Consider the following 15078-nt stretch of genomic DNA (forward strand, 5'->3'; position numbering starts at 1 on the left):
GTCGCCGCGCCGACACGGCTCCGCCTTTAGGATATCAAGTATCGTGCAATGCTATATTCGATAATGTTGAGATATGTTGCGGGATTTCCGACACGGAGCCCGCCGTCAAAACTGCCTTTCGGGGTCACCGCTGACTTCCACATGGTCACCTCGGATTGCGCTATCGATGATGACGGTGGCGATGAAACACATCCGAACGACCAGCAGGCAAAAGAACACCAGAGAGACGATCGCCGTCGTGTAATGCTTCAACGCTGAGCGCTTCGGCAGCCATGCGGTGAGCTTGTGGAGAACATTTCTGGCGAGACGACCGAGCGCCACGAGCACGAACAATGCCGTGATGATATATCCACTCGCTGACGCTGCCCCGAGCAACTGAAACATGAGAAGACACCCGCACCAAGTAAGAAGTTCTGGTTTCGGAATGACGCTTTCAAGCCGACGAAACCCGGTAGAAAGATGCCCATAGGATCCGTCGGGAACGTGGCGCAGCGTGGACAGCCGGAGAGACAGGGCACGGTCATCGGGATCTGAACCGGGTGAAGACCGGTCCGTCGGGGATGAGAATGCGCCCACGTCTAATCGGCCCGTTCTGCGCTGGGCGCGGCGCGGCGACTTAACAGAAGAGATGTGGCGGCCCGCCACCGGGATGCCTTCGCCGTGCTTGCAATCACTGTCCCGTTTGCGGCCGGATCTCTTCGGACTGCACTAACCCTGCCTGTCCTTGACTCCGTGAGGGCCGCGATCCTTCTTAGAAATGCATCGCTGTCGAACTCCTTCGACGAGCGGACGGACTTCGTGGCCGACTGGACAGTATGGAAAAACACCTCCAGATTGATGACCGGTATCGGCTTGATATTTCGGACCATGTCGATATCCGATCGCATCGTTACGGCCAGAAAATATCGGTCCGAACGCAAGGCGTCGAAGAGTTCCGGCACCGAGGACACAGCCGCCGCGACATATCCGTTCTCATTCAATTTCGAGACGATGTCGCAGGCAGCGTCTTTTGCGAGAAAGACGAGAATTGGCTGTTGCTGATTGTTTTGCGCGGAAGGCATCACTGGCACACTCCTGACCTGTCGCCAAAAGTGTAGCCCGCATCGACGCTTCTGTTTGTTCGGTTTTATTCGGTTTTATTGCGCCTGCGAGCGCTCGCGAAATTCAGCCCCGTGATCGGACCTCGGGCATTCACGACAACGCCGCCCTGAGCCAGGGAGGCATCCCGGCCCGCCTTCGCAGCAGATTGTCGATCGATATCGATCCCGCACCCGAAGCCACCAGGACGAACATGCCGCCCGCAATCGCCAGGTCCTTCTCGAAATGCAGCAGCTCGTTCTGGCTCTCAAAATTCGTGTGAAAGAGCAAGGCGGTCGCCAGGCAGAAGAGCGCCAGCGCCAGTGCGCCAAGCCGGCTGAGGAGCCCTGTCGCAACGGAAAGGCCGGCGCCGATCTGAAGGGCAATGGTGGCAAGCGCGACCGGTGCCGAAAGACCCAGTTTCGCGAAAGTGTCGATGGTCGCAGTGATATCTGCCGCGAGTGACCAACCTTCGTGCAGGAAGATCAGCGACAGCAGAAGCCTGCCGAGGAGAAGAATGAGATCGGCCAGTCGGGGCCGGCTTGACGCGTTTTCCATCATACCCTCCGGTTTTGAAGAGCGGGTGGTTCGGCCCGCTCATGCGTTCAGCTCCTCAGAGCCTCGCAGCCGCTTTGGCAAGATGCATTATAGCAGGCTCGCTCCGACATTGATCGCCAGCGCCAGGATCGTCGTATTGAACAGAAACGATAGCACGGCATGCAACAGCGTCAGCTTGCGCATGCTGGTCGAACTGACCGCAACATCCGCCGTTTGTGCGGCAACGCCGATGGTGAAGGAGAAATAGAGGAAATCCCAGTAGCCGGGCTCTTCGATCCCGTCCGGAAACTTGAGCCCGCCCTCCTCGTCCGCGCCGCCGTAGAAATAATGGGCATAGTGGATGGTGAAGAGCGTATGCAGGAAGATCCAGGAGATCAGGATCGTCAGAACCGCGGCACCTGCCCGCGCCAGCGCAACATCAGGTGCCGCCTCCTTGATCGAATGAAGCTCCAGGCCGATCCCGGCAATGCTGGCAAGTGCCGCACCGATCGAAAGAGCCAGCAGGACGGTGTCGGAGAAGTCGAGATCCGCGGAACGTTTCCGGATGCTTTTGACCGTCGCCCGCAGCATCTTGCGCCAGCTGAGAGCCACAAAAACGCCGGCGCTGACATTCCAGCCGAACAAGATGTTGCCGGCGCTGACTTCGCGCGAGGTCAGAAGCAGGAAGACCACCAGCCCGGCAAGGGCGGCGATGATGAAGCTCGCATGTTTGTAGGCAAAGGCCGCCAGCGAATTTGCTCGTTCTTCATCCGCCATATCGGTCTCCGACAGCATAAGCCCTTGATAACAGCACGAAAAAGGCGCGCCTGCCAGCCGGCAGCCGCGCCTCCGATTTTATGCCGTGCCTTATCAGGCGGCGGCGAGCTGCAGTTCCTTCTGCACCATGGTGCGCAACGTTCCCAGATCCTTGGCGAAGGCGCGGATGCCTTCGGCGAGTTTTTCCGTCGCCATCGCATCTTCGTTCATCATCCAGCGGAAGGTCTTCTCGTCAACGGAGACCTTCGGATCCGGCTTGCGGCTCTCCGGCGAGAGCTTGCGCTCCAGCTTGCCCTCATCCTTGGCGAGCTCGTCGAGCAGGTTCGGGCTGATAGTCAGGCGGTCGCAGCCGGCAAGGGCTTCGATTTCGCCGGCGCTGCGGAAGGAGGCGCCCATGACGATCGTCTTGATGTCGTTCACCTTGTAGTAGTTGTAGATTTCACGGACGGAGATGACGCCCGGATCTTCCTCGGCAGTGTAATCCTTGCCGGTCGACTTCTTGTACCAGTCGAGGATGCGGCCGACGAAGGGCGAGATCAGGAATACCTTTGCGTCGGCGCAGGCAATCGCCTGGGCCTTGCTGAAGAGAAGCGTCAGGTTGCAGTCGATGCCTTCCTTCTGCAGCACTTCCGCAGCGCGGATGCCTTCCCAGGTGGAGGCGAGCTTGATGAGGATGCGGTCCTGGCCGATGCCGCGATCCTTGTAGGCGGCGATGATTGCGCGCGCCTTGGCAAGCGAAGCCTCGGTATCGAAGGAAAGATCAGCGTCGACTTCGGTCGAGACGCGGCCCGGGACGAGCTTCACCAGGGCTGCGCCGACGGAGATGGCGAGACGATCGGCGACGGCTGATGAAACGGCTTCGGGATTGCCGCCCTGTTTCTTGCCCCAGGCGACGGCTTCCTTGATGGCGTCAGCAAACATCGGCGTGCCGAGAGCCTTGAGCACGATGCTCGGGTTCGTCGTGCAATCCACAGGCTTCAGGCGGGCGACGGCTTCGATGTCGCCGGTATCGGCGACCACGGTGGTAATCTCGCGGAGTTGGTCAAGCTTGGATGTCATGGTCAATAATCCTTGTTGAACTTGGGCTGCGACCGGCGCGAGTTCCGCCGGGCAAAGGTGATCTACCGACAGGTTGTTTGCATGCTGCAGGCGAAAATGCGCGCATCCGTCACGGATGATTCATAAACGTGAAGGACAGTGGCCGTGTTCCGGCCGCGAACGAACGGCTGCTCAAACGCAAGCGATGCCGCTTGCGGCTGGAAGGCCGGTCGTGACTTTCGGCATGCCCGCACTATGTCCTCCTCGGACGGACAAGAACGACGTGTGTCACCCGGACTATCGCCATTCGCCTTACGAAAAGTCAAGGACATTTGTGCATTTCAATTGACATAAGTGTCACACCCGTCATTATCCCCGGCAACAAAAGCGTCGCTAAGGCCTTTCATCCCATGAGGGATCTAGGGCAGGAAATCGTGCGGAGGAGATGTGGTCAAGCTCAAACGCGGCACGCACACGGCCTATTCGGAGGCATCCTCGCTGCGGCTAAGGGCGGCATGGCTCTATTACAACGAGGGTCTGACCCAGAAGGACGTCGCCGAACAGCTCGGCATCAGCCGCACGACGGTGATCCGTCTGCTCGACGAGGCGATGAAGCGCAGCGAAGTCCAGATCTGGATCAACGATTCGATCGGCGACTGCGTCGAACTTTCGGTGAAGCTGGAGCGTGCCTATGGCCTAGACGAGGCGATCGTCGTCCCTGCGCCGGTCAATGGCGACGTCAATTCGCTGGCTAAAAATGTCGGTCTGGCGCTTGGCCAATTCCTCTCCGAAGCCATCCCCGACGACTATACCATCGGCGTCGGCTGGGGCCGCACCATGACCGCCTCGCTGTCGAGCTTCCGGCCGCCGCGCCGCGCCAATTGCAAGGTCGTTTCGCTGCTCGGCGGCATCGTTGCCGTGCACCAGACCAACCCGATCGATTACACATGGCGGCTGGCAAACCAGCTCGGCGCGGAATGCTACATGTTCCTGGCGCCGCTTCTCGTCGATTCCATTGAAACCAAGCGCAATCTGATCGAGAAATGCGGGCTGGACACGATCTACCGTCTCGCCGAGAACCTCGATCTGGCGATCGTCAGCTGCGGCGATATCGGCCCGCATTCGACCTCGCTGTCGGAGGGCTGGATATCGAAGGCAGAGTTGCAAGAGTTGATCGATGCCGGCTGCGTCTGCGACACGATGTTCAACTTCCTCGACAGGGACGGCAATTCGGTCGACCACTCGATCAACCGGCGCGTCATGTCCGTCGATCTCGACACGCTGAAAGAGGCCAAGCACATCGTGCTCTCCTCCGGCGGCGCCCATCGGGCCGTGGCGATCCGTGCGACGATCAAGCGCATCGGCTGCAACACGCTGATCACCGATGAAAGTGCTGCCCGGGCGTTGCTGGAACTGGCCGAGACGTCACCATCTGCCATTTCTCCGCAGCAGGTAGATGTGGCAGAGCGATAAGCGGCGAACGACCCGCCGCTCCGCCCAGGAAACCCATTCAGGCGTGCGCCGATTCCCAGCCGAGCATCGCCCGTTTGCGGGTGAGGCCCCAATGGTAGCCCGTCAGCGCGCCATTCTTGCCGAGCGCCCGATGGCAGGGCACCACGAAGGAGATCGGGTTTGCCCCCACCGCCGCACCCACGGCGCGCTGCGCCGTCGGACGGCCGATATCGTTGGCGATATCGGAATAGGTGACGGCCTTGCCGAACGGGATTTTCAACAGGCTCTGCCAGACGCGCACCTGGAAGTCCGTGCCGATCAACACGACACGCAGCGGCTGGTCGGAGGACCATTTGCCGGGCTCGAAGATGCGGGCGGCATAGGGAACCGTCGCCTGCAGGTCTTCGACATATTCAGCGTTTGGCCAGCGGCAGGTCATATCCTCGAGGCAAGCCCTCTCATCGCCGGAATCGCTGAAGGCAAGGCCGGCAAGGCCGCGGTCGGTCACCATGATCAGCGCCACGCCGAAGGGGCAGATGTGGAAGCCGTAGCGGATGATGAGACCACCGCCCTTGGCTTTCCATTCGCCGGGCGACATCGCCTCATGCGTGACGAAAAGGTCATGCAGGCGGCTCGGCCCGGAGAGGCCGACCTCGATCGAGGTCTCGAGCAGCGGCATGTCTTCCCCACGCAGCAGCCGCTTGGCGTGATCGAGCGTCACGGCCTGCAGGAAGCCCTTTGGTGACAGACCGGCCCAACGGGTGAAGGTCTTCTGCAACTGGGTCGGCGACTGGTTGAGCCGCGCCGCGATCGCCTCCAGCGAGGGCTGGTCGCGATAGTCCTCGGTGATGAGTTCGATCACCCGACGGACGATATCGTAATCAGGGCCGTCAGGCGTGATGTCTGTCTGCAGGTTGGCAATCATATTCATCGTCTTTCTCCTTGTCACAAGGAGATAGTCAATAGGGGGTGAGCAAACCACCCGATTCTTGCGTAGCAGCCGGATAGGTTCAGATCCGCTGCTTGACCGTGGCGAGCGCCCCCTTGAAGGCCTTGGCGAAGCTTTCACGATCGTCGGGATTGAGGAAAGAGCCGACATCCGTGCGCCGGCCCTCACCGAAGATGTGCATGGAGAGGATGCCGACCTCCTGGTGCCGGCGAACCAGGAAACGCGTCCAGAACGGATTGAAATGATGCTCCACCATCCGCCCTGATGGCGCAAACTTGCGCACCGAAACATCCGTGCGCGATACCGTCACCTCCTCGCGCACCCTCCCGGAGCGGTAACTCAGCCAGAAGGCGCCGTAGAGAAGCACGAAATCCAGGCCGAAGAAGAAGCCGATCGGCCAGGCGCCCGTGACGATGAAGAACATGCCGTAAAGCAAGCAGACGGCACCGGACAGGGCAAGCAGCACCTTGAAGCCCCGGCGGCCGAGCGACCGGTGGGGAAAGAGTTCGGCGGCGAAAACAGGCTGCTCGTTGAAGCTGTCGGCGTTGCTTTCCATCATGGCCGTTGAGTATAGAGTCTCCATGGCGAATCCGAAACTCAAATCCGTTACCAAGACGCCGCAGGGCTCGAATCTGACTGCCCGCCGCAAACCGGCGACGGCGGTGAACACGGCCTATTCCCTGGCCGAGCGCGAAGAGATCTTCCGCCGCTTCGCGGTGCAGCGGCCGGAACCGAGGGGCGAGCTCGAGCATACCAACCCCTTCACGCTCGTCGTCGCCGTGGCACTTTCGGCGCAGGCGACCGATGTCGGCGTCAACAAGGCGACGCGCGCCCTCTTCAGGATCGCCGATACGCCGGAAAAGATGCTTGATCTCGGCGAGGAGCGGCTGCGCGACTACATCAAGACGATCGGCCTCTACCGCAACAAGGCGAAGAACGTCATCGCGCTCTCGCAGATGCTGATCGAGCAATTCGGCGGCAAGGTGCCGGAGACACGCGACGAGTTGGTGAAATTGCCGGGCGTCGGGCGCAAGACCGCCAATGTCGTGCTTTCCATGGCCTTCGGCCAGGCGACGATGGCCGTCGACACGCACATCTTCCGCATCGCCAACCGCATCAGGCTTGCCCCCGGTAAGACGCCAGACGAGGTCGAGGCGCGGCTGATGAAGGTGATCCCGAAACATTACCTCTATCACGCCCATCACTGGCTGATCCTGCATGGCCGCTACACCTGCAAGGCGCGCCGGCCCGAATGCGAGCGCTGTATCATCGCCGATCTCTGCAAATCGGCGGAGAAGAGTTGGGATGTGCCGGCGCCGCTGATTGAGCTACCGCCGCAGGTGATCGGCGAGGCCGTCGAGTAGAACAGCGATCGCCTGTTCGTAAGGCCGCCTCTCAGCGCCTGCCTCGATCGCGATCGCCGCCCGGTCGAAGGCCGCCGATAGCAGCGACGTCAGCGATTCAAGCATAGTGCCGGCCTCCGGAAGCATGGCTGCAAGCCCTGCCCGCAGCGTCGCTTCCGTATTCTCTGCATCGATCGCCGCGGTCGCCGACAAGCCGAGAACGGCAGGTGCCTCGATCAGCAGCAGCCGCGTACGCCCTTCTGCCCTCATCGCATCGAAATAGGCCGAGGCACCGGCAATCAGCGTGGCACGCGGCGCGTCGTACGACGCCGAATGCGCCTCGATCGCCTCGGCCACCGCTTTCGCCTCGCATTCGACAACCGCGCGAAAAAGCGCCCTCTTGTCTTCAAAATGATGGTAGAGCGCGCCCCGCGTCACACCCGCTGCCGCCACGATCTCCGGCGTCGCGGTTTCGGCATAACCCTTCTCGACGAATAGACGCCGACCGGCGTCGATCAGCGCCTGTCTCGTCTGTTCCGTTCTCTCGCGATTGCTGCGGCTCATACGCTCTATTTACATACAAACAGAATGTATGTTAATAGTTAAAAACATACAGGCTGCATGTAAATCGAAGGGAGGAAGAGATGAAGTCGACGAGCTATTATCCTGTCATCATGACCGACGACGTCGCTGGCACCGCCAGCTTCTATTGCATGCATTTCGGCTTTAAAGCTCTGTTCGAGAGTGACTGGTATGTTCACCTGCAATCGGCAGAGGAGGAGCATATCGCGCTTGCCATCCTTGACGGCAGCCACGAAACCATACCGGCCATAGCCCGCGGCAGGGTGTCCGGCCTGCTCCTCAATTTCGAGGTCGCCGATGTCGATGCGATCTACGCAGCCTGCCGGAGCGCCGGCCTGCCAATTCTGAGAGAAATCCGCGACGAGGATTTCGGCCAGCGGCACTTTATCACCGCCGATCCGAACGGCGTGCTGATCGACATCATCCAGCCCATCCCGCCGAGCGCTGAATTCTCGGCGATGTACGACGTCTCCGCTCTGCCTGGCTGAGCCTCAGGCGCGCAAACCGGGGTCCTTAGCGGAAACCAGCTTGTGCAGATGCACCATCATGCCGGCGGCAAAAAGCGGCGTCAGAAGATTGACGATCGGGATCGCCAGAAAGAGGGCAATCACCAGCCCGCCGAGAAAGACAGTGGAGGCATGCTTGGCGCGGAAGAGCCGTGCCTCATCAGGCGAACGGGAGCGCATAGCCGCGAATTCGAAGAATTCCCGTCCGAGCAGATAGCCGTTCACCAGAAAGAACGCGACCAGATTGACGCCGGGGATGAACAGCAACAACAATGCCACGATATTGCCGAGGATCACCACGCCGAGGAACTTGATCGAGCTTGCCATCGCCGGACCGAGCGGCATGGCGGTACCCGGCGCGTCCTTGGGATAGTCGCGCTTTTCGATGACATCGGCGACATCGTCGAGAAACAGGCCGGCGATCAGCGCCGTGACCGGCGACAGCAGCAGCGCCAGCAGCAGCGCAAGGCCGATACCGGCCAGGATCGCGAAGAGGAAAGCGAGCCACCCTGCCCAATCCGGCATATCGGGAAAGAAACCCGTGAGCCAGGGAAAGAGGAAGGCCATGAAGGCCCCGCGCAGCGCGAACCAGAGGCCAACGAGCACGAGAATCGTCAGGCCGAGCACTTTCCAGAAGACAGAACGTGTTTCCGATGCGAACAAATTGGCGAGCGAAAGGCGAGCGGCGTCAAGAATCATGTCTCAGGCGTCTCCGGTTGCGCCGAAGATGTAGGAAAGATGGAGGCCACCGACAAGAGAGAATAAAATTGCATGCAGTAATAGAAAACTTGTCGAAAACTAAATACTAATATAATATTGTGACGCATATAAAATACACACGGGCCTGAGAAGCAGCTTCCGAAATAGTTGCAAAGACAAGGGGTCGCAACAGCGCATCCACGGAACGCCTCTGAGGGAAGACGGGGAGGCTGACGTGGAAGACTTTGTGCAAAAACTCAGGCAATACGCAAAAACCGGCACACCGGCCGAACGCCGTATCGCGAAATATTTCACCGAACACCTGAACGACCTGCCATTCGAGACGGCTGCGTCCGTTGCCGACAGGCTGGATCTCTCGCCGATGACCGTCGGGCGCTTCCTGCGCTCGCTCGGTTATCAGGGATTGGACAGCGTCAAGGTGGAGATTCGCGAGACCGTGACGACATCGCCGGCGCAATTGCAGAGCGCCATGAGCGAGCTGCATGCGGACGCCGCGGAGGGCAAACCGCTCGCCGTGCTGGTTGCCGAGCAGATCCAGGCCCTCCATCATATCTACCATCTGACGGCGCAGCCGCACTGGTCGGAAGCCGTCGGCTTGATCAGCACTGCCCGCGAAGTGTCGATCGCCACGCATGCGCGGCTCTCAAGCCTGGCCAATCATTTCTGTCAGCGGCTGACGCAAGCCCGCGACGGCGTGCGCACCCTCGACGCCGCCGACAATCGTTTTGCGGAACTCTTCGCCCGGCTGGCGGTCGACGACGCGCTGCTTGTCATCATCGATTGCCGCCGCTTCGCCAAGGCGCGGCTGCTTGCCAGAACGGCGCGGCGTTACGGCTATAAGGTCGTGCTCATTTCGCCGCAGCAAGCGGACTGGATGGCGGACCAGTCGAACGTCATGCTGCCCTTGCCGCCCGCTCGCGCCCCCGATCTCGACAATCTTCCGCCGCTGATCGCGCTGCTCGATTGCCTGTCTGAATCCGTCATCCTCCAAGTCGGAGAGGAGGCGGCGCTTCGCCGCCGCCGCATGATGGAATTCGCAACCGTCCTCGGCGAGACGGCAAACCATTAATTTAAAAGGCCAGCGCATAACCCCGAAAATCGGAATCGATTGTCGGAAAGGGTTATGCGCAGATTCAAAGTGATAGAGCGGCGCTCTATTGCATCGTTTCCAATTCGGCGCGGTGCCGGTGCATGGCGAGAAGACGGCGGTAGTCCCGGTCGTAAAGCGCCTGCTTGGCCTTGTCGGGAAGCCGTTCGTCGCCGCCCGGATACATCGCCTCGCCGGCCGCCGCCAGATCCTTGTACAAGCCGCAGGCGACGGATGCTGCGATTGCCGTGCCGAGCAGCACCGCCTCGTTCATCTTCGGCACCACGACCTTGCAGCCGGTCGCATCGCTATAAAGCTCCATCAGCACCGGGTTCTTCACATGCCCGCCAGCAATATGCAGCGTATCGGGCATGTAGCCGTATTCCTTCATCATTTCCAGGATATGGCGGATGCCGAGCGCAATCCCCACAGCAGAGCGCCAATAGAGCGCGCAGAGCCCGTCGAAGGACGTATCGAGTGTCAGCCCGCTGACGACGCCGACGGCATGCGGATCGGCGAGCGGCGAACGGTTGCCGTGGAAATCCGGCAGCACGAAGATCCGCGCACCGAAGTCATCGCCCTCCTCGGCCCGCAATTCGGCGATGCGCGCGACGATCTTCTGATGCAGCGCTGCCATCGGCTCGCCACCGGCCGCATGCATGCGCACGATGTGGTCGAGCAACGCGCCGGTCGCCGATTGCCCGGCCTCCACCAGCCAGGACTGCGGGAAGACAGCCTCGTAATAGGGACCCCACATGCCATGGCTCGGCTTGCGTTCCCGCGAGAAGGTAACGATGCAGCTCGACGTGCCGGCAATCAGCGCCAGCTGGTGCTCGCGTTTGACAGGATCGGCAGCGTAGCCGCCGAGCGCGCCAAGTGCGCCGGCATAGGCGTCGATCATCCCGGCAGCGACATGGCAGTCCGTCGTCAGCCCCAGCGCTTCTGCCGCTTCCTGCGTCAGCCGGCCGACGCTGTCTCCGACTGGCGTGGTCTCGTCCGGCAGGTGGCCGCGCGCATGAAGGTCCTCGAGACCGATCCGCTCGAGGAAATCCTGCTGCCAGCCCTTTTCGAGATGGGCGAGATAGTTCCATTTCGCCGTCAGCGTGCAGCGCGAACGAGCGGGCGATCCGGTCGATTTCCACGTCATGAAATCGGCGAGATCGAAGAAGTAGCCGGCCTTTTCCCATGTGGCCGGCAGCTTCTTCTTCAGCCACATCAGCTTCGGCATCTCCATTTCCGGCGACATCACGTGGCCGGAATGTTCGAGCACCCTGTGCTCCGTCGCCGTGCAAAAATCGGCTTCCTTCAGCGCCCGGTGATCGAGCCAGACGATCGTGTCGAAACGCCTCTCCCCGCCTGTGGAAACGCTGAGCTGCCGGCCCTCGACGTCACGGACGACGAGCGAACAGGTGGCGTCGAAGCCGATCGCTCCGACCGAGGCGGCGGCGATGCCGGATTGCTCCATCGCCCTGCGCACTGCCGTGCAGGCGGCCGACCAGATGTCTTCGGAATCGTGCTCGGCATGGTTTTCGCGCGGCCGGTTCATCACGATCGGATGCTCGGCCTTGGCGAGCAGGCGACCGTGTGCATCGAAGACGCCGGCGCGCGCACTGCCCGTGCCGATATCAACCGCAACCACATGATCACGCATCAAGTCTTGGTCCCGTCCAGCTTATGGTTGCGGACAAGGTGTATCAAATCCGGCATGGCGTCAAACACCACTTCCGGCGAAAGGCGGTCGAGTTCGGCACGGTATCCGGCGAAGTTGGCGTGTGATCCGCCGGTGAAGGCGAAGACCGTCATGCCTGCCGCCTTGGCGGCGGCAACGCCGGCTGGGCTGTCTTCGACGACAAGGCAATGAGCCGGCTCGACCTGCATTTCACGCGCCGCATGCAGGAAGAGATCGGGCGCCGGTTTGCCGCGCTTGACCATCGTCGCACTGAAGATGTCGGGCAGCTTGTCGAGAAGTCCGGTCACCGACAGCGACAGTCGGATTCGCTCCATCTGGCTGGACGAGGCAACGCAACAGGGAACGCCAAGCCCGTCGATCGCCGCGGCGATACCCTCGATCGGCTTCAGTTCTGTGCGAAAGCGGGCGTAGAGATCGGTGCGGATACGCTCGAGGAATTCCTCTCCGGCATGAACGTTGAATTCGGTTTCCAGCGTATCGATGAGAGTAGACAGGCTGCGGCCGAGAAAACGCTCATAGGCCTGGTCCTCGGTGATTGAGACGCCGAGATCGTTCATCGCCCCGACGAGCACGCTGATCGAGATGGGCTCGCTGTCAACGAGTACGCCATCGCAATCGAAGATGACCAGCCGTGTTTCAGCATCAGCCATGGAAGACCCAACCTGAGTTCAATTCGGACGTGGTACCGTCCCGCGTCGCTCGCAAGGCCGGCTGAATGGCGGCAGCAGATACCGCCATCCGGATTCCTTACACTGCGAGCTTGCCGTCGAGATAGAGCTGCAGCGTCTCCCGCGTGCCCTTTTCCCACAGGGTTTTGAGAGCATAAGCGAAACGCTTGCGGAAAAGTTCGGATTTCGCCACTTCGCCGAAAATATCGTTGAAGACGAGGAAGGCCGACGGGTCGTCCTTGGCTTTCAGCGCCGCCGCATGCAGGCGTTCTGCGCTCGCGTCGTTGAAGACGATATCCTTGCCGCTGTCGGTCTTGCCGGCGAAATAACGGCACCAGAGTGCTGAAACCAGCGCCAGGCCGACGACGTCCCTGCCCTGACGCAGATTGTCGAGCGTCGACGGCAGGATGAATTTCGGCTGGCGGTTGGAGCCGTCTTGCGCCAGACGCGGAATGGTATCGGCAATCTTCGGATTGAGCAGGCGATGTTCGATCAGGGCGAAATAATCCGTCAGCGACGTGTTCGGCACCGGCGGCACGATCGGTATGATCTCGTCTTTCTCGAGCTTGGCAAGGAAGGCGCGGATCAGCGGGTCTTCCATGGAATCATGAACGAAATGAATATCCATCAGCGCCGCCGGATAGGCGATCGCGGCATGCCCGCCGTTGAGAATACGGATCTTCATGTGCTCGTAGGGCGTGACATCGGGGACGAAGGTGACGCCGACCTTTTCCAGAGCCGGCCGGCCGGCGGTGAACTTATCCTCCAGCACCCATTGCTTGAATTCCTCGCAATAGACCGGCCAACTGTCCTCGATCTGGAAATTGTCCCGGAGGAAATCGACCTCGCGCTGGCTGGTCGCCGGCGTGATGCGGTCGACCATGCCGTTCGGGAATGCGACATTCCCCCGGATCCAGTCGGCAAAGGCAGGGTCCGAAAGTGCGGCCGTACCGACGACGGCATTGGCGGTGACGACGCCATTATGGGGAATGTTGTCGCAGGACATGACGGTGAAGGGACCGATGCCCTTGTCCTTGCGCGCTTTCAGGCCGGCGACGATCAGGCCGAACACTGTCTTCGGCACGTTGGGATTTTGTCCGTCGGCAGCGATCGCCGGATGGGTCGGATTGAATGTGCCTGATGCGTCGATGAAATAGCCGCCCTCGGTGATCGTCATCGAGACGATGCGGATCTCGGGATCGGCAAGCTTGGCGATGATGGCAGTGGCATCGCCGACCGGCAGGATGTCGATCATCGGTGCCGAAACGCGCGCCGCCGTCTTGTTGTTGTCCTGCTCGACCACCGTCGTCAGGAAATCCTGCGCCGAAAGCTTTTCGCGCATGGCGGCATCCGACGGCAACACACCGGCGCCGACGATTGCCCAGTCGTGATCCGTGCCGGCGTTGAAGAGATCGTCGAGATAGATCGCCTGGTGGGCACGGTGGAAATTGCCGACGCCGAAGTGCACGATGCCGGCTTTCAGCGATGCCCTGTCATATCCAGGGATGGCGGCAGTGCGCGCCACATCCGAAAGCGTTGCCAGCGATAATTTGCACGTCATGTTTCAGTCCTCTTGAAGGTCTTGCCGAGACGGCCAGGCGCCATCGTCCGGCTCGCATGCCTGCCCCCAGCCCGGCGGCCCGCTTCAGATGGCAAGGCCGCCCTCGTTGAATTTGTGAATACGCGAACGGTCCGGGGTCAGGAAGACCGTGTCGCCTGCTTTCGCTGGGAAGTCGCCGCTGCCCCGCGCCGTCACCATGCCGATACCATCGGCGTCGATATGCAGGAAGGTGTCGGAGCCGAGATGTTCGGCGACCACGACCCTGCCCTTCCAGTCGCCGCTCTCCATCGACAACAGCACATGTTCGGGCCGGACGCCGATAGTATGTGCGTTGAGCGCGGCGGCGTGCTGGCCTGTGATGAAGTTCATCTTGGGCGATCCGATGAAGCCGGCGACGAAGAGGTTGCGGGGACGGCTGTAGAGTTCGAGCGGCGAGCCGACCTGCTCGATATTGCCCCTGTTCAAGACGACGATCTTGTCGGCCATAGTCATCGCCTCAACCTGGTCGTGGGTGACGTAGACCATCGTCGTCTTCAACTGCTGATGCAGCTCGCTGATTTCGAGGCGCATGTTGACGCGGAGTGCCGCATCGAGGTTCGACAGCGGTTCGTCGAACAGGAAGGCCGAAGGCTGGCGCACGATGGCGCGGCCGATCGCCACGCGCTGGCGCTGGCCGCCGGAAAGCTGGCGCGGCTTGCGTTCGAGATAGTCGGTGAGGTTCAGCACCCGGGCCGCATCCGTCACCTTGCGGTCGATCTCCGCCTTGTCGACGCCCGCCATCTTCAGCGGGAAGGCGATATTGTTGCGCACGCTCATATGCGGATAGAGCGCATAGGACTGGAACACCATGGCAAGGCCGCGCTCCGAGGGTGCCTTTTCGGTGGCGTCCCTGCCGTCGATGACGATCTTGCCGCCGGAGACATCCTCAAGCCCGGCGATCAGCCGCAGCAGCGTGGACTTGCCGCAGCCCGACGGGCCGACGAAGACGACGAACTCGCCGTCCTTGATGTCGAGATCGATCGAAGGGATGACCTTGGCTTCGCCGAAGACCTTGGAAACCTTCTGAAGGGTAATGCTGCCCATGTTTCTCT

Annotated in this window: 17 protein-coding genes; 4 read left to right on the forward strand and 13 right to left on the reverse strand. The window is 61.0% G+C overall.

Features of this window, described 5'->3' with window-relative positions; translation table 11 throughout:
- Positions 1-105 precede the first annotated feature (105 nt).
- The 5 genes from CUJ84_RS19565 to tal all read right to left on the reverse strand — a co-directional run bounded on the left by CUJ84_RS19565 (position 106) and on the right by tal (position 3450).
- Positions 106-384: a hypothetical protein gene (locus tag CUJ84_RS19565; RefSeq protein WP_105007426.1), complete on the reverse strand. Its 279-nt coding sequence runs from the start codon at positions 382-384 to the stop codon at positions 106-108.
- 194 nt (positions 385-578) lie between these two features.
- Positions 579-1070: a hypothetical protein gene (locus tag CUJ84_RS19570; protein WP_105007427.1), complete on the reverse strand. Its 492-nt coding sequence runs from the start codon at positions 1068-1070 to the stop codon at positions 579-581.
- 121 nt (positions 1071-1191) lie between these two features.
- Positions 1192-1638: a DoxX family protein gene (locus CUJ84_RS19575; RefSeq protein WP_105007428.1), complete on the reverse strand. Its 447-nt coding sequence runs from the start codon at positions 1636-1638 to the stop codon at positions 1192-1194.
- A gap of 84 nt (positions 1639-1722) precedes the next feature.
- Positions 1723-2391 (reverse strand): DUF1345 domain-containing protein, encoded by a 669-nt coding sequence (locus CUJ84_RS19580; RefSeq protein WP_105007429.1) that lies wholly within the window; start codon positions 2389-2391, stop codon positions 1723-1725.
- A gap of 93 nt (positions 2392-2484) precedes the next feature.
- Complete coding sequence (gene tal / locus CUJ84_RS19585; protein WP_105007430.1) at positions 2485-3450, reverse strand: transaldolase; 966 nt, start codon at positions 3448-3450, stop codon at positions 2485-2487.
- Between the two features lie 426 nt (positions 3451-3876).
- Here tal and CUJ84_RS19590 point away from each other — a divergent pair, with 426 nt between their 5' ends.
- Positions 3877-4902, forward strand: a complete 1026-nt coding sequence (locus tag CUJ84_RS19590; RefSeq protein WP_105007431.1) for a sugar-binding transcriptional regulator — start codon at positions 3877-3879, stop codon at positions 4900-4902.
- Between the two features lie 37 nt (positions 4903-4939).
- Here the strand turns inward: CUJ84_RS19590 and CUJ84_RS19595 are convergent, their stop codons facing one another.
- Positions 4940-5812, reverse strand: a complete 873-nt coding sequence (locus CUJ84_RS19595) for a methylated-DNA--[protein]-cysteine S-methyltransferase (protein WP_105007432.1) — start codon at positions 5810-5812, stop codon at positions 4940-4942.
- Positions 5813-5891: 79 nt separating this feature from the next.
- The gene (locus CUJ84_RS19600) at positions 5892-6389 is read right to left on the reverse strand and encodes a DUF2244 domain-containing protein (protein WP_105007433.1); all 498 of its coding nucleotides are present in this window, start codon (positions 6387-6389) and stop codon (positions 5892-5894) included.
- On the opposite strand from CUJ84_RS19600, the gene nth reads away from it, so the two are divergent.
- Positions 6388-7194 (forward strand): endonuclease III, encoded by an 807-nt coding sequence (gene nth / locus CUJ84_RS19605; protein WP_199788734.1) that lies wholly within the window; start codon positions 6388-6390, stop codon positions 7192-7194. The two genes, CUJ84_RS19600 and nth, sit on opposite strands and share 2 nt — an antisense overlap.
- Here nth and CUJ84_RS19610 read toward each other — a convergent pair.
- Positions 7159-7737, reverse strand: a complete 579-nt coding sequence (locus CUJ84_RS19610; protein WP_105007435.1) for a TetR/AcrR family transcriptional regulator — start codon at positions 7735-7737, stop codon at positions 7159-7161. The two genes, nth and CUJ84_RS19610, sit on opposite strands and share 36 nt — an antisense overlap.
- Positions 7738-7817: 80 nt before the next feature.
- On the opposite strand from CUJ84_RS19610, the gene CUJ84_RS19615 reads away from it, so the two are divergent.
- Entirely contained in the window at positions 7818-8243 is a 426-nt protein-coding gene (locus CUJ84_RS19615; RefSeq protein ID WP_105007436.1) for a VOC family protein, read from the forward strand.
- Between the two features lie 3 nt (positions 8244-8246).
- On the opposite strand, the gene CUJ84_RS19620 is transcribed toward CUJ84_RS19615, so the two are convergent.
- A complete protein-coding gene (locus tag CUJ84_RS19620; protein ID WP_105007437.1) occupies positions 8247-8960 on the reverse strand; it encodes a sulfate transporter family protein in 714 nt (237 codons plus the stop codon).
- Positions 8961-9195: 235 nt separating this feature from the next.
- Here CUJ84_RS19620 and CUJ84_RS19625 point away from each other — a divergent pair, with 235 nt between their 5' ends.
- Positions 9196-10050, forward strand: coding sequence for a MurR/RpiR family transcriptional regulator (locus CUJ84_RS19625; RefSeq protein WP_018072687.1), 855 nt, complete (start codon positions 9196-9198; stop codon positions 10048-10050).
- An 85-nt stretch (positions 10051-10135) separates the two neighbouring features.
- Here the strand turns inward: CUJ84_RS19625 and CUJ84_RS19630 are convergent, their stop codons facing one another.
- The 4 genes from CUJ84_RS19630 to CUJ84_RS19645 all read right to left on the reverse strand — a co-directional run bounded on the left by CUJ84_RS19630 (position 10136) and on the right by CUJ84_RS19645 (position 15070).
- Positions 10136-11719 (reverse strand): FGGY-family carbohydrate kinase, encoded by a 1584-nt coding sequence (locus CUJ84_RS19630; protein WP_105007438.1) that lies wholly within the window; start codon positions 11717-11719, stop codon positions 10136-10138.
- Positions 11719-12408, reverse strand: coding sequence for an HAD family hydrolase (locus CUJ84_RS19635; protein WP_017967984.1), 690 nt, complete (start codon positions 12406-12408; stop codon positions 11719-11721). The genes CUJ84_RS19630 and CUJ84_RS19635 overlap by 1 nt, the downstream gene beginning before the upstream one ends.
- Positions 12409-12505: 97 nt before the next feature.
- On the reverse strand, positions 12506-13987 hold the full coding sequence (locus CUJ84_RS19640) for a mannitol dehydrogenase family protein (protein WP_105007439.1): 1482 nt from the start codon (positions 13985-13987) through the stop codon (positions 12506-12508).
- A gap of 84 nt (positions 13988-14071) precedes the next feature.
- Positions 14072-15070, reverse strand: a complete 999-nt coding sequence (locus CUJ84_RS19645) for an ABC transporter ATP-binding protein (protein WP_018243660.1) — start codon at positions 15068-15070, stop codon at positions 14072-14074.
- Positions 15071-15078: the final 8 nt, after the last annotated feature.

Origin of the sequence: Rhizobium leguminosarum (genome assembly GCF_002953715.1) — a bacterium.
Classification (GTDB): Bacteria; Pseudomonadota; Alphaproteobacteria; order Rhizobiales; family Rhizobiaceae; genus Rhizobium; species Rhizobium leguminosarum_V.

Coding starts and splice junctions, on each gene's coding strand:
- CUJ84_RS19600 (WP_105007433.1), bottom strand. CDS start 6,389: ATGATGGAAAGCAACGCCGACAGCTTCAACGAGCAGCCTGTTTTCGCC.
- CUJ84_RS19610 (WP_105007435.1), bottom strand. CDS start 7,737: ATGAGCCGCAGCAATCGCGAGAGAACGGAACAGACGAGACAGGCGCTG.
- nth (WP_199788734.1), top strand. CDS start 6,388: ATGGCCGTTGAGTATAGAGTCTCCATGGCGAATCCGAAACTCAAATCC.
- CUJ84_RS19630 (WP_105007438.1), bottom strand. CDS start 11,719: ATGCGTGATCATGTGGTTGCGGTTGATATCGGCACGGGCAGTGCGCGC.
- CUJ84_RS19575 (WP_105007428.1), bottom strand. CDS start 1,638: ATGATGGAAAACGCGTCAAGCCGGCCCCGACTGGCCGATCTCATTCTT.
- tal (WP_105007430.1), bottom strand. CDS start 3,450: ATGACATCCAAGCTTGACCAACTCCGCGAGATTACCACCGTGGTCGCC.
- CUJ84_RS19595 (WP_105007432.1), bottom strand. CDS start 5,812: ATGAATATGATTGCCAACCTGCAGACAGACATCACGCCTGACGGCCCT.
- CUJ84_RS19615 (WP_105007436.1), top strand. CDS start 7,818: ATGAAGTCGACGAGCTATTATCCTGTCATCATGACCGACGACGTCGCT.
- CUJ84_RS19645 (WP_018243660.1), bottom strand. CDS start 15,070: ATGGGCAGCATTACCCTTCAGAAGGTTTCCAAGGTCTTCGGCGAAGCC.
- CUJ84_RS19580 (WP_105007429.1), bottom strand. CDS start 2,391: ATGGCGGATGAAGAACGAGCAAATTCGCTGGCGGCCTTTGCCTACAAA.
- CUJ84_RS19640 (WP_105007439.1), bottom strand. CDS start 13,987: ATGACGTGCAAATTATCGCTGGCAACGCTTTCGGATGTGGCGCGCACT.
- CUJ84_RS19635 (WP_017967984.1), bottom strand. CDS start 12,408: ATGGCTGATGCTGAAACACGGCTGGTCATCTTCGATTGCGATGGCGTA.
- CUJ84_RS19620 (WP_105007437.1), bottom strand. CDS start 8,960: ATGATTCTTGACGCCGCTCGCCTTTCGCTCGCCAATTTGTTCGCATCG.
- CUJ84_RS19565 (WP_105007426.1), bottom strand. CDS start 384: ATGTTTCAGTTGCTCGGGGCAGCGTCAGCGAGTGGATATATCATCACG.